The organism is Chryseobacterium endophyticum, from assembly GCF_056333165.1.
Window position 1 is genome coordinate 47,732 of sequence record NZ_JBWGXE010000011.1, and the last position, 18,532, is coordinate 66,263.

13 protein-coding genes and 5 tRNA genes are annotated in these 18,532 nt (G+C 40.2%); 11 read left to right on the top strand and 7 right to left on the bottom strand.

Going from position 1 to position 18,532, the window contains the following annotated elements; genetic code table 11:
* Positions 1–65: 65 nt before the first annotated feature.
* A complete protein-coding gene (gene ligA, locus AC0N32_RS18865; RefSeq protein WP_476395390.1) occupies positions 66–2,081 on the bottom strand; it encodes an NAD-dependent DNA ligase LigA in 2,016 nt (671 codons plus the stop codon).
* Positions 2,082–2,279: 198 nt separating this feature from the next.
* On the opposite strand from ligA, the gene AC0N32_RS18870 reads away from it, so the two are divergent.
* The 8 genes from AC0N32_RS18870 to AC0N32_RS18905 all read left to right on the top strand — a co-directional run bounded on the left by AC0N32_RS18870 (position 2,280) and on the right by AC0N32_RS18905 (position 13,644).
* On the top strand, positions 2,280–3,020 hold the full coding sequence (locus tag AC0N32_RS18870) for a glycerophosphodiester phosphodiesterase family protein (RefSeq protein WP_476395391.1): 741 nt from the start codon (positions 2,280–2,282) through the stop codon (positions 3,018–3,020).
* Positions 3,021–3,347: 327 nt separating this feature from the next.
* Complete coding sequence (locus AC0N32_RS18875; RefSeq protein WP_476395392.1) at positions 3,348–6,329, top strand: SusC/RagA family TonB-linked outer membrane protein; 2,982 nt, start codon at positions 3,348–3,350, stop codon at positions 6,327–6,329.
* 9 nt (positions 6,330–6,338) lie between these two features.
* Positions 6,339–7,790 (top strand): SusD/RagB family nutrient-binding outer membrane lipoprotein, encoded by a 1,452-nt coding sequence (locus AC0N32_RS18880; protein WP_476395393.1) that lies wholly within the window; start codon positions 6,339–6,341, stop codon positions 7,788–7,790.
* 87 nt (positions 7,791–7,877) lie between these two features.
* Complete coding sequence (locus AC0N32_RS18885; protein ID WP_476395394.1) at positions 7,878–9,461, top strand: calcineurin-like phosphoesterase C-terminal domain-containing protein; 1,584 nt, start codon at positions 7,878–7,880, stop codon at positions 9,459–9,461.
* Positions 9,462–9,630: 169 nt separating this feature from the next.
* Positions 9,631–10,344: a 3-ketoacyl-ACP reductase gene (locus AC0N32_RS18890; RefSeq protein ID WP_476395395.1), complete on the top strand. Its 714-nt coding sequence runs from the start codon at positions 9,631–9,633 to the stop codon at positions 10,342–10,344.
* 1,029 nt (positions 10,345–11,373) lie between these two features.
* Positions 11,374–12,201: a 50S ribosomal protein L11 methyltransferase gene (gene prmA, locus AC0N32_RS18895; protein ID WP_476395396.1), complete on the top strand. Its 828-nt coding sequence runs from the start codon at positions 11,374–11,376 to the stop codon at positions 12,199–12,201.
* An 18-nt stretch (positions 12,202–12,219) separates the two neighbouring features.
* Positions 12,220–13,059 carry an SH3 domain-containing protein gene (locus AC0N32_RS18900; protein ID WP_476395397.1) on the top strand — a complete coding sequence of 280 codons (840 nt, stop codon included), beginning with the start codon at positions 12,220–12,222 and terminating at the stop codon, positions 13,057–13,059.
* Positions 13,060–13,083: 24 nt separating this feature from the next.
* A complete protein-coding gene (locus AC0N32_RS18905) occupies positions 13,084–13,644 on the top strand; it encodes a GNAT family N-acetyltransferase (RefSeq protein WP_476395398.1) in 561 nt (186 codons plus the stop codon).
* Positions 13,645–14,007: 363 nt separating this feature from the next.
* Here AC0N32_RS18905 and AC0N32_RS18910 read toward each other — a convergent pair.
* Positions 14,008–14,081, bottom strand: a tRNA-Arg gene (locus AC0N32_RS18910).
* A 16-nt stretch (positions 14,082–14,097) separates the two neighbouring features.
* Positions 14,098–14,172, bottom strand: a tRNA-Pro gene (locus tag AC0N32_RS18915).
* 250 nt (positions 14,173–14,422) lie between these two features.
* Here AC0N32_RS18915 and AC0N32_RS18920 point away from each other — a divergent pair.
* On the top strand, positions 14,423–14,989 hold the full coding sequence (locus AC0N32_RS18920) for a hypothetical protein (protein WP_476395399.1): 567 nt from the start codon (positions 14,423–14,425) through the stop codon (positions 14,987–14,989).
* A gap of 123 nt (positions 14,990–15,112) precedes the next feature.
* Here the strand turns inward: AC0N32_RS18920 and AC0N32_RS18925 are convergent, their stop codons facing one another.
* The 4 genes from AC0N32_RS18925 to AC0N32_RS18940 form a co-directional block, all read right to left on the bottom strand.
* Positions 15,113–15,367, bottom strand: a complete 255-nt coding sequence (locus tag AC0N32_RS18925; protein WP_476395400.1) for a GIY-YIG nuclease family protein — start codon at positions 15,365–15,367, stop codon at positions 15,113–15,115.
* A 117-nt stretch (positions 15,368–15,484) separates the two neighbouring features.
* A tRNA-Arg gene (locus AC0N32_RS18930) sits at positions 15,485–15,558 on the bottom strand.
* A gap of 40 nt (positions 15,559–15,598) precedes the next feature.
* Positions 15,599–15,673: transfer RNA gene (locus AC0N32_RS18935), tRNA-Pro, on the bottom strand.
* Positions 15,674–15,693: 20 nt separating this feature from the next.
* A tRNA-Ser gene (locus tag AC0N32_RS18940) sits at positions 15,694–15,778 on the bottom strand.
* 138 nt (positions 15,779–15,916) lie between these two features.
* Between AC0N32_RS18940 and AC0N32_RS18945 the strand changes: the two genes are divergently transcribed.
* On the top strand, positions 15,917–16,942 hold the full coding sequence (locus AC0N32_RS18945; protein WP_476395401.1) for an N-acetylmuramoyl-L-alanine amidase: 1,026 nt from the start codon (positions 15,917–15,919) through the stop codon (positions 16,940–16,942).
* 150 nt (positions 16,943–17,092) lie between these two features.
* Positions 17,093–18,493 (top strand): aspartate ammonia-lyase, encoded by a 1,401-nt coding sequence (aspA, locus tag AC0N32_RS18950; RefSeq protein WP_476395402.1) that lies wholly within the window; start codon positions 17,093–17,095, stop codon positions 18,491–18,493.
* The last annotated feature ends 39 nt before the right edge of the window (positions 18,494–18,532 follow it).

Here is an 18,532-nt window from a genome sequence, read left to right on the forward strand (position 1 = left end):
TTCGGGCAAAAATAAACCATTAAGAAAGAATCTCAATGGTTTATTATGTTAAATATCTTAGAATATTATTGCTTTTCTATCAAATCCAGAAACTGCTGTTCATCAAGGATGCCGATCGTTCCGATATCCTGAGCTTTCTTCAATTTGCTTCCGGCTTTTTCACCGACAACCAGGTAGTTTAAATTCTTGGAAACGGCAGAAATATTCTTCCCACCATGCTTTTCTACCATTTCTTCTGCGGCTTCCCTGGTGAATAATGAGAGTTTCCCGGTGAAAAGAAAGGTTTTTCCTGCCAGGACGTTGGATAAAACTTCATTGGTGCTTTCTCCTTTTTCAAGCTGAACCCCATAAGATTTTAATCGTTCCAGCATCAGGACATTCTCCGGATTGGCGAAAAACTCCACGATGCTAACGGCGATTTTGGTTCCGATATCTTCGACCTGGCAAAGTTCTTCAACGGTAGCATTTTTGAGCTCATCTATGGTCGGGAAATTTTTCACTAATTTCTTGGCAACGGTTTCTCCGACATGCTTGATGCCAATTCCGTATAAAACTTTTTCAAAAGGGATTTCCTTGGATTTTTCGATCCCTGAAATGATATTCTGGGCAGATTTTTCCGCCATTCTTTCCAGAGGGAGGAGCTGTTCTTTGGTTAAAACATAAAAATCGGCCGGGTTTTCAACCAATCTTTCCCTGTAAAGCTGTTCGATGGTTTCGCTTCCCAGATTTTCTATATTTAAAGCCTTTCGGGATACGTAATGAATCATTCTTCCGACCACCTGAGGCGGACAGTGCAGGTCGTTCGGACAAAAATGGATTGCCTGATCCTCGATTTTCACCAGCTCGGTTCCGCATTCAGGGCAATGTTTTATGTATTCTATTTCTTTGCTTTCGGAGGTTCTTTTTTCTGTATTTACCCCAACAATTTTAGGAATGATTTCACCGCCTTTTTCCACGTATACAAAATCGTGCTCATGCAGATCGAGTTTTTTAATAATGTCTTCATTATGCAAAGAAGCTCTTTTCACAATTGTTCCTGCCAGTAAAACTGGTTTTAAATTCGCCACCGGAGTGATCGCGCCCGTTCTTCCGACCTGATAAGAAACAGTCTGCAATTCGGTTTCCACCTTTTCGGCTTTAAATTTATAAGCCATTGCCCAACGTGGAGATTTTGCGGTGTAGCCGAGCTGTCGCTGTTGTTTCAGGGAGTTGACTTTCAAAACGATCCCGTCGATTTCAAAAGGAAGGTTGTGTCTCTCGATGTCCCAGTGGCTGATAAATTCTTTAACTTCAGCCATTGTTTTGCAGAGTTTGGCCTGCTGAGAGGTTTTAAAGCCCCATATTTTTGCCTTTTCCAGGAGTTGCCAGTGAGATTCGGCAGGAATTTCTTCGGAAATGTACTGATATAACACCGATGATAATCCGCGTTTCCTTACTTCACCGCTGTCCTGCATTTTGAGGCTTCCGCTCGCTGTATTTCTGGGATTCATGAAGGGATCGAGGCCGTCTTCTTCACGCTGCTTATTGATTTTATCGAAATTTTTCCGGGTTAAATAAATCTCACCACGCATGAAAAATTGCTCGGGAAAATCACCTTTCAGCTTTAAAGGAATATCTGAAATGGTACGTACATTCGAGGTAATCTCATCGCCCTGGAAACCGTCGCCACGGGTCACAGCCTGTACAAGTTTTCCATTTTCGTAGAGAATAGAAATGGAAGCACCGTCGTATTTTAGTTCCGCAACAAATTCTACCGGTTCGTCAATGGTTTTAATGATTCTTTTTTCCCAGTCTTCAAGGTCATCAAAATCATAAGAATTGTCAAGAGAGTACATTCTGAATTTGTGCTGAACGGTCGGGAATACTTTTGTAATGCCGCCGCCGACTCTCATCGTTGGGGAGTTTTCATCATAAAACTCCGGATGTCTGGCTTCCAGGTCACGAAGTTCTTCGAGCAGCATATCAAAATCATAGTCTGAGATCGTAGGCGTGTCCAGAAGATAATAGTTTTCGTTGTGCTGATGAAGTTCTTTACGGAGATCTTCTATTTTCTGTTGAATGTTTTCGATATTGTCGGGCATTTATTTTCTGTCTTTCAGCAAAAATAGTAAGTATTGCGGAGATTCTGATGATTAGATTTAATATTAAATTAAACAATTTTTATATTCATTTTAAAGCATTATCAGAAATGTCTTTCTAAATTTGTTCTTTATTTTTTGCCGCAATTCCTGCGGATCATAAATTTCTCAGATATTCAATAAAGAATTATTATCTATATTATGAAAAAACTTATCTTAGGGTTAGCAGTTGTAAGTACAGTAGTCATGAAGGCACAAACCCAGATTATTGCCCACAGAGGGTATTGGCAGACACAGCCACCGACCACGGAAAATTCTCTGAAGTCGTTGGAAAACGCCCAGCATCTTAAAATCTACGGTTCCGAATTTGACGTGAGAATGACAAAAGACGGAATACTAGTCGTAAACCATGACGAGCATCACGCAAAAATGGAAATCTCAGAAACGGATTTTAAAGAACTTGAAAAAGTAAAATTATCCAACGGTGAAAATTTTCCAACCCTGAAGGATTATTTAAAACAGGGAAAAAAAGATAAAGCCCTTAAGCTTATTGTCGAAATAAAACCGGATAAAACCAAGGGAAAAGAAGATGAGCTGACGGCAAAAACGATCAAAATGATCAAAGATATGAAGCTGGGATCGCAGTGTGAGTTCATTTCTTTCAGCTTAAATATCTGTAAAGAAATTAAAAAGCTGGAACCATCGTTCAAAGTACAATATCTGAGGGGGGAACTTTCTCCGCAGCAGATCAAGGAAGAAGGACTCGACGGGCTGGATTACCATTACAGTGTTTTTGAGAAAAATCCGACCTGGATCGCAGAAGCCAAAGCTTTAGGGTTAATTACAAATGCCTGGACGGTCAATGAGGTGGCGGTATCAGATGAGCTGAAAAAGCAGGGCATTGGATTTATTACCACCAACATTCCGGATCAGCTTAAATAGAAATATTTTTTTAATCTGCTGAAGTCTGTCTTTTCAAAGGCAGACTTTTTATTGTCTTAAATACGGATTAAATGGCTGTAATTTTGCATTCGTGGTATAGATGTGGTATATTTTATTTTCTCAAATAAAGACAATAAAAATAGGGAAATTTATCTTCAGATTTTCATTAAAAATCATTCATCAATTTAAAGGATTGTGAACCAAACCGGTATGAGCAGATGTTAAAAATAAATTAATATATCGTTTAATAATTCTTTAATAAATGTTAAAATTAAGTTAAAGTCTTACCCATAATGTCGTTCTAATTTTGCGCAAACAAAAAAGGATATGCGTAAAGAGACACAAAAACTACTAATATTATCAGTATTAGGATTGGTCAGTGTGAACGTGGCGGCTCAGCAAAAAGTAAAACGGGACACCATTAAAAACATTGACGAAGTTGTAGTAACGGCATTGGGGATTAAAAGGCAAAACAAGGCTCTTGGGTATTCTACGGAAACCATTAATTCAGACCAACTTTTAAGGACCCAGAATAACCACTGGACGAGCGCTTTGGAAGGTAAAGTAGCCGGACTTAAAATTCAGACGGCCGGTGCCGGACCGCTCGCTACACCAAGAATTACTTTAAGAGGTGATGTTTCCATGAGTAGCATGGGCGACAATCAGGCGCTTATCGTTTTGGATGGTGTTCCCCTGAACTCCAGAACAGTAGGTACCGGTACTCCCGCTTACGGAGCCGGAGCCGGAGGAGATATCCCGATCGATTATGGAAATGACCTCAGCAGCATTAACCCTGATGATATCGAAAGCATTACTGTTTTGAAAGGACCCAGTGCATCTGCTCTCTACGGTTCAAGAGGAGCACTTGGAGCAATCATGATTACAACGAAATCCGGAAAAACTAAAAATGGTAAAATCCAGATCTCTCTAAATTCTTATACCAGTTTTGAATCTGTTCTAAAATGGCCGGATTATCAATATGAATATGGCCAGGGAACAATGCTGAAAGATAAAAACGGGAATTATTATTACTCCTACGGGTTGTCAACGGACGGTGTGAATACAGGATCCACAAGTAGCGCTTTCGGACCGAGGTTTGACGGACAGTATTTTTTTCAATACGATCCTAATGAGCAGGGGCAAAGCAAAGAAAGACAGCTCTGGAGACCTTACAAGAATAATATAAAAGATTTCTGGGAAGTAGGAACGACATTTTCAAACAATCTTGCGATAGAAAGTTCCAACGACAAAACGGCGTTCAGAGCATCTCTCTCTTACCTGAAAAACGAGTGGATGATGCCCAACACTGGTCTGGAGAAATGGGGAGCAGCTATATCCGTCGATCATAAAATTAACGAAAGGTTTAAAGCGAATATCAAGTTGTCTTACAATCAGATGAAAAGTGATAACCTTCCTGCAACGGGATATAATAACCAGTCGATTTCTTACTTCATGATTTTCCAGAATCCAAATGTTGATCTGGCATGGTATAAACCCATCTGGAAAGCAGGACAGGATCAGGTAGATCAGATCCACCCTTTCAGCTCGTATATTGATAATCCTTATTTGATTGCCTATGAAATGACCAATAGTCTGGATAAAAAGAATATCGTCGGAAATGTGAGTTTAAGCTATCAGATCGACAAACATTTTGATGTCCTTTTACGATCAGGAATGGCTGTAAATGATGAACTCCGTACCCAGAGAAGACCTTGGAGTTCTGCTAATTTTCTGCAGGGATATTACAGAGAACAGTATGTAGACGGATTTAATTTTAATAATGATTTAATGGTCAATTACAAAAATACATTCGGAGCATTCAACTTTTCGATGACAGCAGGAGGATCTACGCAGTATTTTGAGCAGCTTACTAAAGATTATTATGCTTTAGGTTTAAAAAAAGCAGGCGTGTACAGTCTTACCAATGCGGTAGCTCAGCGTTTTGATCTTCCACAGCCTTATGATAAAATGGTAAACAGTATGTATGGGCTGGCTTCATTAAGCTATAAAGATAAAATCTTCCTTGATATTACAGCCAGAAATGACTGGAGCAGCACCCTGCCAAAAGCAAACCGATCTTACTTTTACCCGTCGGTTTCCTCGTCATTTATCCTTTCCGATATTTTTGGGCTGAAAGGTAAGAATTTTAATTTCTGGAAGCTAAGAGCCTCATGGGCGCAGACCGGAAACGATACGGAGCCTTACCAGCTTTTAAATTACTATAATCCAAGTCTTGCATTTCCGGGATCCGTTGAGGTATCCAACCGATATCTTAATCCGAACCTTAGACCCGAAATGATCACCAATATTGAAGCGGGGATGGATTTCAGTCTTTTCAATAATAGATTGACATATAATATTACTGCGTACCAGAGTAATTCTGTGGATCAAATTATCAGAAATGTGCCGGTTTTATGGGAGACAGGATATACGCAGAGGGTAATCAATTCAGGAGAAATCAGAAACAGAGGAATTGAAATGATGATGAATGCCTATCCCGTGAAGAGTAAAGACTTCTCCTGGAATGTCTCGGCAAACTGGTCGATGAACAGAAATAAGATTTTATCGCTTCCTGAGGAATTCAAAGGGGAACCCTATACGTATGCAAGCGTTGGCGGAGCGGTGTACTACAATGCAGTAGTGGGAGGATCGCTTGGAGATCTTTATGGATACGGATTAATGTATTCTCCGGACGGCCAGGTCGTATACGGAAGCGACGGATTAACCGCCAAGCCGGCACAGATGAAGAAAATCGGGAACGCTTATCCCAAATGGAGAGCCGGGATCCAGAATGAGTTCAGGTATAAGAATATTTCCATCAGCTTCTCTTTCGACGGACAATACAAAGGAATGGCTTACTCACAGTCTCACCATAAAATGACTGAGCAAGGAAAGCTTGGCCACACACTAGAAGGAAGAGACAATCCCGGAGGCCTGATTGTTGGCCAAGGAGTCGTACAGAATGCAGACGGTTCGTATGCTCCGAATACAAAAGGAATTCTGGTATCTGCTTATTACGCCGATTATTACAGAAGAGCCAACGTAGAGACCAATACATTTGATACTTCCTTTATCAAATTAAGAGATGCGAGAATTGCTTATTCTTTCTCTAAATCAGTTACGGCTCCTTTAAAAATAACCGAGCTTACCCTGGCACTTTTTGGAAAGAATCTCTGGATGTGGACGAAGTTCCCGCTGTTTGATCCTGAAGCGGCCACTTTAGACAATTCCACCATTACGCCTGGTGTGGAAATGGGACAGTTGCCTGCCTCACGAACCATTGGTTTTCAGCTAAATGTAAAATTTTAAATCTTAAACATGAAAAAGACAATATTTAAATATATTTTTCTGGCGGGTCTGGCATTCACGGTGGCTTCCTGCGACAGAAGTTTTGATGAAATAAACGTAGATGATAGTAAAATCTACGAACCTGAAGTGTCCAGTTTTTTAGCGCCGCTTCAATACAATCTTGCTTCTGTAGGATATTTAAGGGCTAATGATTTCACGTTTGATATCATGCAGGTTTCCCTGGATTTTCCAAATGAAGGAAATACACTGAGCCGATACAATATTACTGAAAATACCGGCGCCGGCTATTGGAATAACAGTTACAAATGGATCAAGCAGATCTATGAAATGAAAAAGGCGGCAGTAAGCAGCAATGATAAAAATTATGAAGCCATTGCTCTTGTTATGAATGCATGGGCGTATTCCAATCTTACAGATACCTATGGAGATGTCCCTTTTATAGAAGCCTCAAGACTGGATGAAGGAATCAGCCAGCCTAAATTTGATCAGCAAAAAAATATTTATATCCAGATGCTGGATGATCTGAAAAGGGCAAATTCTCTTTTCGTCACCACCAAAACATTAACGGGACCAGACCTTTTCTATAATGCAAACAATGATGTAAACGGAATAAACAGCTGGAAGAAATTCTGTAATTCGCTTTCTTTAAGACTATTAACAAGGATTTTGAAAAGAAATGGTGAGGTAAATGTCTACGAAAGAATCCAGGAAATTGTTAATAATCCTACGGTTTATCCTATTTTCCAGAGTAATTCTGAAACGGTAAAACTGAATGTTACCGGTGTGGCTCCCTTGATGCCACCGATCGCAAGACCCCAGGATTTTACTACAGGGCGCGCAGCATCAGAATTTTTCGTGGAAACACTGAAGGGAAATAACGATCCCAGAATGTCCATGTTTTTCAGTCAGGCTAAAAACCTTCAGGGTGCCAATATCGGTTATAAAGGAGCTCCTTCAGGCTATGCTTACGGAACTACTTTCGATTACCAGCCTTCTAATATGAACCAAAACCTGGCAAAAGCCCCATTGAATATTTTGGTTTACCCTTACGCCGAATTGCAGTTTATCCTTTCGGAGCTCGCTTTTAAAGGAATTATTACGGGAAATGCACAGGCCTTCTATGAGAATGGAGTAAAAGCAACCATCGAGCAGTGGGGTGCTGCCTTTCCTTCAAATTATTTCTCCAATCCCAATGTAGCTTATAATGGTACCCTGGAAAGAATTATGCTTCAGAAATATGTGGCCTTATTCTTCGTAGACCAGCAGCAGTGGTTTGAAAAAAGAAGAACCGGCTTCCCGGTACTGCCGAATAACGGAGGACTACTGAATAATGGCGTTATGCCGTCAAGGTTGATGTATCCGCCAAACCCGAGGGTATTGAATTCAGTCAATTATCAAGCTGCGGTACAGCAGATGGGTGGGGATGATATTAATGTGAAAATGTGGTGGAATAAGCCATAAACTCATCAGTAGGATCTGCTTTAGCCCGACTCTTAGAAAAATAGTCAAATTGACTTCAGTCAAAACTTAAATTTAAATATCAATACAATGAACATAAAATTTTTAATGCCGTGTCTGTTAATTTCAGCGATGGCATTCTCACAGGCTTCAGTTTCAGGATATGTATATGAAGACCTTAACAAAAATCAGAAGAAAGAAAGCCGGGAAAAAGGAATTGAAGGCGTAGCGGTATCCAATGGAGCGCAGGTTGTTCTTACGGATAAGAGCGGAAGGTACAGTCTGCCGATCATGGAGGGACAGTCGGTATTTGTGATCAAGCCTTCAGGGTACATGACGCCGGTTAATGGAAATAACCTGCCGCAATATTATTACCAATACAAACCGAAAGGTTCACCCGCAGATTTTAAATACAAAGGATCTGCACCGACAGGCGAACTTCCCAAAGAGGTCAATTTTGCTTTAAATAAACAGAATGAAAGCAAAAACTTCGATATTCTGGTTTTCGGAGATCCGCAGCCTTATACAGAAAAGCAGCTGGATTATTTTAAAAGAGCTATTGTCAATGAAGTAAAAAGCACCAGGAAAAATGCCGTACTGGGAATCAGTCTTGGAGATTTGGTGGGGGATAATTTAAGCCTTCAGAAGCCTTATGCTGATGTGATGAAAGAAGTTGGATTGCCATGGTACAACGTAATGGGAAACCATGATATGAACTACGATGCAAAAGAAGATATGCTTTCCGACGAGACTTTTGAATCCAATTTTGGTCCGGCCAATTACTCATTCAATTATGGAAATGTGCACTTTATTGTCCTGGATGATATTCTGTATCCTGATCCGAGAGACGGAAAAGGGTATTGGGGAGGTTTCCGTGAAGATCAGCTGAAATTTGTTGAAAATGATCTGAAGCTGGTGGATAGAAACAAGCTGATTGTCGTTTCTTTCCATATTCCGCTGGAGCATAAAAATGAAGATAATTTCAGGAATTCTGACCGTCAGAAGTTATTTGACTATTTAGTGCCTTTCAAGAATGCATTAATTTTATCGGCCCATACGCATATTCAGCAACAGCTTTTTTATGGAAAAGAAGCGGGCTGGAACGGTTCGAAAGACCTTCATGAATACAATGTAGGGACCACTTGCGGCGACTGGTGGTCAGGCACATCCGACGATCTGGGACTGCCGACTTCCACCATGAGAGACGGCACGGCCAAAGGATATTCTTTCATCAGCTTTAATGATAATGAATATAAAGTCAAATATAAAACAGCAGGTAAACCTGAAGATTACCAGATCAACTTATATGTTCCGAAAGTCATTCCTTTCCCTTCGAAAACATCGGCAAAAGTATTGGCCAATTTCTTTATGGGAAGTAAGAAAGACAAAGTGGAATACAGAATAGATGGCGACCAGTGGGAAGAGATGCAGTATGACGAAACGGTAGACCCGAGTTTTGCGATGTCCGTTTTCAAATGGGATACCACGAACAGCCTTTTCCCTGGAAGAAGGCCATCAAACCCTGAAATATCAAAACATATCTGGACGGGAGATTTCTCTAAAAAGCTCTCTCTTGGAAAGCATAAGGTAGAGGTAAGAGCAGTAGACATGTATGGAAATAAATTTTCAGCCTCAGAAGAATTTGAAGTTCAAAATCAGATCCTTATACCTTAATTTTTCATTTTATTATTATACTTTCAAAGAAACCGGCTTCCTCTGAAGCCGGTTTTATGGTATGCCAAAAAAAGCTGTTATTTTTAATGTCTATGTTTACAATATCATTATTCATCAGTGCTATACAAATGATGTTTCGTAAATTTGCAGGCACAATAAAATTATTACAATGAACATCAACGGAAAAAATGCCATCATCACAGGTGGAGGAAGAGGTCTGGGGAAAGCAGTAGCCCTTGCCTTAGCCAATGAAGGCGTAAATATCGGAATTACCGGAAGAAATGAAGAGAACCTGAAAATGACAGTGGACGAAATCCAGAAGCTTGGGGTAAAAGCCGCCTATGCTGTTTTCAGCGTTGATAATGAAATACACGTAAAAGCCGGAATCGAACATTTGGCAGAGCAGCTGGGAGGTGTTGACATCCTTATTAACAATGCCGGGATCGGCGACTTCGGATCCATTGAGGAAATGCCTTCCGAAACCTGGGAACAGGTGATCAAGACCAATCTTTTCGGAGTGTACTATGCCGCAAAAGCAGTCTATCCTTTCATGAAATCAAAAGGGGAGGGCGATATCGTAAACGTAGCTTCTACAGCCGGTTTGAAAGGCGGTCCAAATATGTCGGCCTACGCAGCCTCAAAAGCAGCGGTAGTTTCTCTGTCGCAGTCGATGATGGCGGAATGGAGAAAACAGAACATCCGGGTAATCACTTTAACACCTAGTACCATTGCTTCCGATATGAGCATCCAGGGAGGATTAACGGACGGAAATCCGGAAAAAGTTCTGCAGCCGGAAGATTTCGCAGAATGGGTACGCGACATCCTGAAAATGAACAGACGTGCTTTGATCGCCAACGGTTCCATTTTCTCTACAAATCCATAATAAAGAAGTTAGAAACTAGATATTAGAAATTAGTTTTTTTAACTGTTGTTATATAAAAGTGGACTTCGGTTCACTTTTTTTTATGAGTAGTATTTGTCATTCAGAACGAAACGAAGGGCGGAAGAATCTATAATTTATTCATTCATCATTTTTTGGAGCTATTTCCCGCTTTCCATTACAATCTTTTTTTTCAAAAAAGGATTTTCATTGCAATCGGGGCTAGGGAACGGTTGGGGAGATTCGGGATTGGGCCATAAATCAGTAACCCATGTTAATATTCCCGTGAATTTCACAGCAACTCTTTCAAAAATTTAATAACCTGTTTGTCCATCCCGTAGGGATCTCAACATCGTATTAGAGATAAGCGTTCCTGTTACCGCATAAAAAAATCTCTGATTTTTAAAACTTTTGTGCGCTTTTTTCAGCATGAATCATTTATCTTCTTTATATAGCATCAATGTCTTTTTGCTATTTTGTGGTTAAATTTTTTGCGGTGTTTTTTTAAATCACAGATCTGCACAGATTTTCACGGATGATTCGCATATGAGAGTTAAATAAATCAAAGATAACCACTCCGTTTGTCTATCCCGTAGGGATCTCAACATAGTATTAGAGATGCGCATGGAAAGATTCGCGTCTGGATTCCCTGCGGGAATGACAAGCGAGACGCATATTCTAGCACTCCCTATGAAAATATTTGATTTTCTTCTTATGTGTTCTAAAATATGCTCAACGTCAGCAACTAAAATCTAATGTGTCTCATGTGTTAAAAAGCTTTTGTGACTTTTGTGGTTAAATTTCTTGCGGTCATTTTAACCGCAGATTTTCACAGATTTTTCACAGATGATGAAAATCTTTGATTTTCCTTCTTCTGTGCTCTAAAATATTTTCAAAGTATAACAATCTAGATCTAATGTGCCTTATGTGTCAAATTCCTATCCGGCTTACATGATCTCAAAGATCGCAATTTAAACTGGCAATCTTAAAAATTCAATTTTTAAATATTTAATTTTGCAGCAAATTAGTCACATGCAAAATTATTTAGAATTCGATTTCAAAATTACGCCACTTCAGCCTTGGAACGAAATATTGATGGCCGAGCTGATCCAGATCGGTTTCGACAGTTTTACCGAAGAGCTGGAGGGAATTTTAGGATACATCCAGAAAGACCTTTTTAATGAAGAAGAACTGAAAGTATTGCCGATCTTTCAGAATGAAGAAGTGAAGATCGAATATACATTCAAAGAAATGCCCAACATCAACTGGAATGAAGAGTGGGAGAAGAACTTCGAGCCGATCAACATCGATGATAAAGTGCTGATCCGTGCAGAATTCCACGAATCCGTTCCGGGAATGCACGAAATTGTGATCCAGCCGAAAATGTCATTCGGAACTGGGCACCACCCGACCACCCACCTGATGATCCAGCAGATGATGGATATTGATTTCAATGGGAAAAAAGTCCTGGATATGGGCTGCGGAACTTCCGTGCTGGCTATTTACGCCAAACAGAACGGTGCCGGCGAAACAAAAGCCATCGACATCGACGAATGGTCGGTAGAAAATTCAAAAGAAAATGCAGTCCGAAACAATGTTGAACTCGACATCGAACTTGGAACAGCTGAAAATTTAGGCAAAGAAAATTACGACATCATTCTGGCAAACATCAACCGAAACATCCTGATCTCAGACATCCCGACTTACGTGAAAGTGCTGAATGACGGCGGAAAACTCCTGCTTTCCGGATTGTGCTTTTTCGATGTGGACGATATACTGGAAGTCTGCAAGGAAAATGGCCTGGAGCTTACCAAAAAGCTGCAGCGGGAAGAGTGGGTGAGCCTGCTCCTCGAAAAATAAACCCCGCAAAATATTAATATGAAAACCTTTTTTACCGCTTTATTTCTGCTTACCGTTCAACTTTTGTTCGCACAGGAAGAAGTATATCCCGATGGAATTTTTAATTTCGAAGAAAATAAACCGCAGAAAATATTTACCGACCAGTCAAGGATCCGGCAGCTGCCCGATGTAAACGCACCTATTCTGGATTCTTTAACAACCAATCAGCAGGTTTTGATTCTTAAAAAGGACGCTGCCGTTCTGAAGTTGGGTGAAAGAGCAGCCAACTGGTATAAAATTTCTTATATGAAAGGCGACCGCACTTCCGAAGGCTATATCTGGGGCGGCAACCTCTGTATCGGCTACCGGAATAAAAACGGTTATGATTTCCTTTTAGGCTTAACCAAAACCATCACCAAAAAAGATCCGCAGTTTCCTACTGAGGCTATTCAGCAGAATATGGCAGCCGTAAAGATGATAAATGGCAATACGGTAATTGATGAGGTTTCCTTTGAAACAGGTTCCGGGGAAAGCCTTAGCTATGGAACTTTTGCGATAGAAAGCAACCACAAACTTAAAAACGTAGAATTCACCTTAAAAGCTACTGTTTCCGGAGAAGCCTGCGGAATTCCGGGATATGATCAGTATATTTTAGTGACCGGTAAAAAAATGATTGCCCTGCCTCAGCTTATGGGTGTAGGTGATGCAGATGTCTATTACCATAACGAAGAATTTATTTTCCCCAATGATAAAGGCGGAATACCTAATGCGTTCATCTTTAAAATGGAAGAAATGGAAAAAGATGAAAAAGACCGCGAGAAAAAGAAGAAGGCTTCAAAAATTTATCTTTGGGATGGAACGGCTTACCGAATGAAATAAATCGTTAACTCCAAAAACAGAACTATGACAAACAGTATGGGCCCAAACGATAAAAATGTTTTCCCGGTTTTAACTACCGAAAGACTGGTGTTGCGAAGGTTTCAGCCGGATGATATCGAATCGGTATACAAGGGGTTATCGCATCCGGAGGTCATCAGGCATTATGGCGTAAGCTACGACAGCCTGGAAGCCACTCAGGAGCAGATGAACTGGTTTGCCGCCATTGAAAAAGAAGAAACGGGAATCTGGTGGGCGGTCTGCAATAAGCAGGATCAAACCTTTCTAGGGGCTATCGGATTCAACAATCGGAGCAAAGAGCACCGTAAAATCGAGATAGGTTACTGGCTGCTACCCGAACACTGGGGCTCCGGAATCATCACGGAAGCCGGACGGGCCGCCTGCGACTATGCCTCTCAGGAAATGTCGGTCCACCGGATCGAAGCGGTGGTGGAAACGGAAAACGGCAACAGTAAAAAAGTAATGGCCCACCTGGGATTTGAATTCGAAGGCGTGATGAGAGACTGCGAAATAAAAGACGGAAGATTCATCAGCCTCGAAATGTATGCGAAACTGAGTCGGTTTTAAGATCTTATGTTTTGCCTTAATAAAAAAACAATAAAGACATAAACATAGAAATTCTATGCATGGAATACCGGAAGAATTTGTTTATGAAAATCTTGAAGAAGTTGACGGACGATATTCATGTTTATGGAAAGACCTTTAGTAAAAAGACGTAAATTGACGGTCACAAACCTAACGGGTTTCAAAAACTCGTTAGGTTTTATTAATCCACTGAATCATTTTTCCTATTCAGATTGACTAAACTTTTTGCCTAGTCCCCAACTTTTGTAACTGATCCATCTAATACATTCCTAACTAAATGTTAGGTCTTATCCAGCTAAGTCATAATTATAAAAAAAAGACCCGCAATTTCTTGTGAGTCTTTTGTGAGCGCGAAAGGATTCGAACCTTTGACCGTCTGCTTAGAAGGCAGATGCTCTATCCAGCTGAGCTACGCACCCTAAAGTGTTTTTGAAGTCGGGGCGGCAGGATTCGAACCTGCGACCTCCTGGTCCCAAACCAGGCGCGATGACCGGACTACGCTACGCCCCGATTGAGGTCATCTTTTTAACAAGAATTACCTTGTTTTTTGTGGGTGCAAATATAGGATGTTTTTCTTAATTATAAAAATAAAATTCGCAAAAAAAATTAAATATTCTGAAATAAAATATTAGTTTATCCGTTAGTGTGCTCAGGATCAGTATTGTCGGTAGCATGATAAAATTTATCGTAGTTTAATGAGAAAATGAGCCAAGGATATTTGATCTCATGATTTATTGATTATTTTTAAAATAGAAATTCCATGTCGACTATGAAAATGAAAGGAACATTCTTTATGTCATTTATGATGGCTGTATTTTTATTATGTAATGCAAATGCCCAGCTACAGGAAGCTAACGGAGGAACTACCATTTTTTACAACTATAAGAAAGCCATGTCTGCGAAAGATTTTTTTCAGGCGAGAATGAAGCAGTCGAAGGTGTATAAAATTTCGGGCAAAAAACTTGAAATATTCTTTGAAAAAAATGATACATTCTTTTTAGGGAGAAACCTGCTTTCCGGAAACGAGAGAACAACCATAAAAGCGGATACTTTATATATAATTTCCAAAGATAATCTCATGAGTTATTTTCCCGATTATCAACTGGAAGGGGAAGAGGTGAGAGAAGTAGTGTATAAGTATCTACGTGAAAATATTCCCAACTTCAGCGGAAATATGAACAGCAGGTTTACCTATACACTCGATAAAAATATACTTAACGTGGATTATGAGAATATTACGCGACGGTATATTGTTAAAAAAAGTGCTGTTTATCACTTTAAAATCCATACAGGCACTTTAAAAATTTTAGAGTTTAAAAAAGATTAGAAGATTGAGGATCGGAAATTGATTTTGTGTTGTACAGATATAAAAAACTCACAATTTCTTGTGAGTTTTGTGAGCGCGAAAGGATTCGAACCTTTGACCGTCCCGATTATGAATCGGGATGCTCTATCCAGTTGAATCATCAATAAGTTTTTGAATTTTGTAAATGCTTTTCCATGCTTTTATCTCGCGTTCTCTTTTGTAGGCTTCTGACTTTGAATCGAAAGTTTCAGAATATATAATTTCCCAGTCTTTGGTTCTTGAAGTAAATCCTTTGTGATTGGAAAGATGTTTTCTTAATCTTTCCTGTAGATTCTCACAGGAATGGCCAATATAATATTTATGTAAAGATTTAGAATAAAGAATATAACAGTAACACATACGGCTAATATTAAAATCTTGTAAGAAAAGAATCTTTTACAGTCCTAACTAATGTCTTATTCAGCTAAGTCGTAATTAAAAACAAAAAAACTCACAATAAAATTGTGAGTTTAAAAGTGAGCGCGAAAGGATTCGAACCTTTGACCGTCTGCTTAGAAGGCAGATGCTCTATCCAGCTGAGCTACGCACCCATTAAAGTTGATTGTTGCTTACGATATTAAGCTTAAAAAGTCGGGGCGGCAGGATTCGAACCTGCGACCTCCTGGTCCCAAACCAGGCGCGATGACCGGACTACGCTACGCCCCGAAAAAGATATAATAGAAAAGCGGAGGGTAAGGGATTCGAACCCTTGCGACACTTTCGCGTCGACAGTTTAGCAAACTGCTCCGTTAACCACTCCGGCAACCCTCCTGTTTATCTTCGTTTTTTAATGATCGTTGTTCCTTTATTGCGAGTGCAAATATAGAATAGATTTCTTTATTTACCAAATATTTTTCAAGAAAAATTTACGTATTTTTGAGCTGATAAACTAAGAAAAAAAATAAACAAATGCGTAAAACATTATATATCATCGGATTAAGCGTAGCCGTTTTTTCCTGTACTTCACAGCAAAATGCAAAAAAAAGGCAATACATTCCCAAAACCCCATCAATACAGCCTAAAACAGCAGTGAACACACCCGCTGAAAAGCCAAAACCAAAGATTACTACCGACCATGGAGTCGAATTTTATACCACCAATATTGCAGATCCTGCAAAGAATGATAACACGGCCAGCTACGGATCTATTGTTTCCGCAAAACCGGCAGGTTATAAAGTGGTAAAAGACTATTTTCCTGCGATCGCACAAAATTTCAGACAAAAATATCTTATTCTTCATTACACGGCGCTTCCTGATGACAAATCGATCACTGTTCTTACGCAACAGTCGGTCAGTGCTCATTATCTGGTTAACAATACCGGGGATAACGAAATTTACCAGTTGGTAGACGAAAACAAACGGGCCTATCATGCGGGGGTCAGCGCATGGAGAGCCGATAAAAATCTAAACGACACTTCCATTGGAATTGAGATCGTTAATACAGGCTACACAACCGATGCTTCAGGTAAAAAAGTATTTGCCCCGTTTGATGAGGCTCAGGTAAAGAAAGTGGCTGCTTTGGTGAAGGATATTATCACCAGGTATCAGATTCCGGCGACAAATATTCTGGCCCATTCTGATATTGCCCCTACCAGAAAACAAGATCCGGGACCGTTGTTTCCATGGAAAAAACTGTATGACGACTATCAGATCGGAATGTGGTATGATGAAGCACAAAAGCAGTCCTTCTATGATCTGGCCACATCTACGGATTTCCAGATTCAATATAATGATCCGACATTTATTTTTAATGTTCAGACCCAATTGCAGAAATTCGGCTACGCACTGGATCTTACCGGGAAATGGGACGACGCGACAAAGAAAACAATCGAAGCCTTTCAGTATCATTTCCGGCCGCAGAATTATGACGGAATCATGGATGCTGAAACCTATTCGATCCTGCAGGCTTTAAATCTGAAATATCCGGTGAAATAAGAAATGTACCATTATACCAAATGTAAAAATGTACCAATGTAACAATTTATCAACAGAAAGAATTTAGTGATGATCTAAGTCTTATTTTATTGCTAAATTAGTACACGGTAACAGGTGTATATTAATCAATGGTTACAGTAATCGACAATTATGGAAAATTACAGAAAAGAGAGTGATTTACTAGGGGAATTAAGTGTTCCCGTCAATGCTTACTATGGAGTACAGACACAGCGGGCAATCGATAATTTTAAAATTTCAGGACAGCTCTTATCGTCATATCCGCAATTCATCAGAGGCTTGGCCTTTGTAAAAAAAGCGGCCGCAAAAACGAACTATGAATTGGGGCTCCTTAACGAAGATATGTATTTTAACATCGCTGAAGTCTGCGATGAAATTATTAACGGGGAACTTCACGAACAGTTCCCGGTAGACATGATTCAGGGAGGAGCGGGAACATCAATCAATATGAACGCCAATGAAGTCATAGCCAACAGGGTTTTAGAAAAATTGGGTAAAAATAAAGGCCAATATGAGTTTTGTTCGCCGAATGATCATGTCAATTTATCGCAATCGACCAATGATGCTTATCCGACGGCCATTAAAATGGGTCTGCTGCAGATGAATGCAACCCTGGTAGAGAAGCTGGTAAAAATTGTAAAGGCGTTCCGGGAAAAAGGGAAGGAATTTCAAGATGTCATTAAAATGGGACGTACACAGCTTCAGGACGCTGTTCCGATGACTTTGGGACAGGAATTTGAAGCTTTTGCCGCGACACTGGAAGAAGATGTTTCAAAACTGAACAGTAATGCAAGTCTTTTTGTGGAAGTAAATATGGGAGCTACGGCAATCGGAACCGGACTGAATGCTCCTGTAGGATACGCCGCTTTGTGTGCCAAAAATCTGGCGCAGATCAGCGGTTTTCCTGTAGTTTCTGCTCCGGATCTTGTGGAAGCAACCCCCGATACAGGCTCGTATGTGATTTATTCTTCTGCCACAAAGCGTCTAGCGGTAAAACTCTCTAAAATCTGCAACGATTTAAGGCTGCTTTCCTCCGGACCCAGAGCCGGGCTTTTTGAAATCAATCTTCCGCCCATGCAGCCGGGATCTTCTATCATGCCGGGGAAAGTGAATCCTGTGATTCCCGAAGTGGTAAATCAGGTTTGCTTTAAAGTATTTGGAAATGATCTTACGGTGACCTTTGCCGCGGAGGCGGGACAATTGCAGCTCAATGTGATGGAGCCCGTACTTTCCCACGCCATCATGGAGAATATTCACTTTCTTTGTAACGCACTGGATACACTTCGTGAAAAATGTGTTGTTGGAATTACCGCAAACCGCGAAGTATGCCTGAACATGGTAAAGCACAGCATCGGAATTGTGACAGCACTTAATCCGTATATAGGCTACAAACATTCTACGGAAATTGCAAAAGAAGCATTGGAAACAGGCAAAAGCGTCTACAATCTTGTGTTGGAAAAAGGTATTTTGTCACAGGAAAAACTGGATGAGATCCTTGATCCGAGAAATATGCTGAAGCCGCACAACAGGTAAGTAAACGACAAGTGATTAATGTATTATCATCAATCGCTT

Excerpts from the sequence above, each read along its gene's own strand:
- ligA (WP_476395390.1), bottom strand. The coding sequence starts at position 2,081 with ATGCCCGACAATATCGAAAACATTCAACAGAAAATAGAAGATCTCCGT.
- AC0N32_RS18870 (WP_476395391.1), top strand. The coding sequence starts at position 2,280 with ATGAAAAAACTTATCTTAGGGTTAGCAGTTGTAAGTACAGTAGTCATG.
- AC0N32_RS18875 (WP_476395392.1), top strand. The coding sequence starts at position 3,348 with ATGCGTAAAGAGACACAAAAACTACTAATATTATCAGTATTAGGATTG.
- AC0N32_RS18880 (WP_476395393.1), top strand. The coding sequence starts at position 6,339 with ATGAAAAAGACAATATTTAAATATATTTTTCTGGCGGGTCTGGCATTC.
- AC0N32_RS18885 (WP_476395394.1), top strand. The coding sequence starts at position 7,878 with ATGAACATAAAATTTTTAATGCCGTGTCTGTTAATTTCAGCGATGGCA.
- AC0N32_RS18890 (WP_476395395.1), top strand. The coding sequence starts at position 9,631 with ATGAACATCAACGGAAAAAATGCCATCATCACAGGTGGAGGAAGAGGT.
- prmA (WP_476395396.1), top strand. The coding sequence starts at position 11,374 with ATGCAAAATTATTTAGAATTCGATTTCAAAATTACGCCACTTCAGCCT.
- AC0N32_RS18900 (WP_476395397.1), top strand. The coding sequence starts at position 12,220 with ATGAAAACCTTTTTTACCGCTTTATTTCTGCTTACCGTTCAACTTTTG.
- AC0N32_RS18905 (WP_476395398.1), top strand. The coding sequence starts at position 13,084 with ATGACAAACAGTATGGGCCCAAACGATAAAAATGTTTTCCCGGTTTTA.
- AC0N32_RS18920 (WP_476395399.1), top strand. The coding sequence starts at position 14,423 with ATGTCGACTATGAAAATGAAAGGAACATTCTTTATGTCATTTATGATG.
- AC0N32_RS18925 (WP_476395400.1), bottom strand. The coding sequence starts at position 15,367 with ATGTGTTACTGTTATATTCTTTATTCTAAATCTTTACATAAATATTAT.
- AC0N32_RS18945 (WP_476395401.1), top strand. The coding sequence starts at position 15,917 with ATGCGTAAAACATTATATATCATCGGATTAAGCGTAGCCGTTTTTTCC.
- aspA (WP_476395402.1), top strand. The coding sequence starts at position 17,093 with ATGGAAAATTACAGAAAAGAGAGTGATTTACTAGGGGAATTAAGTGTT.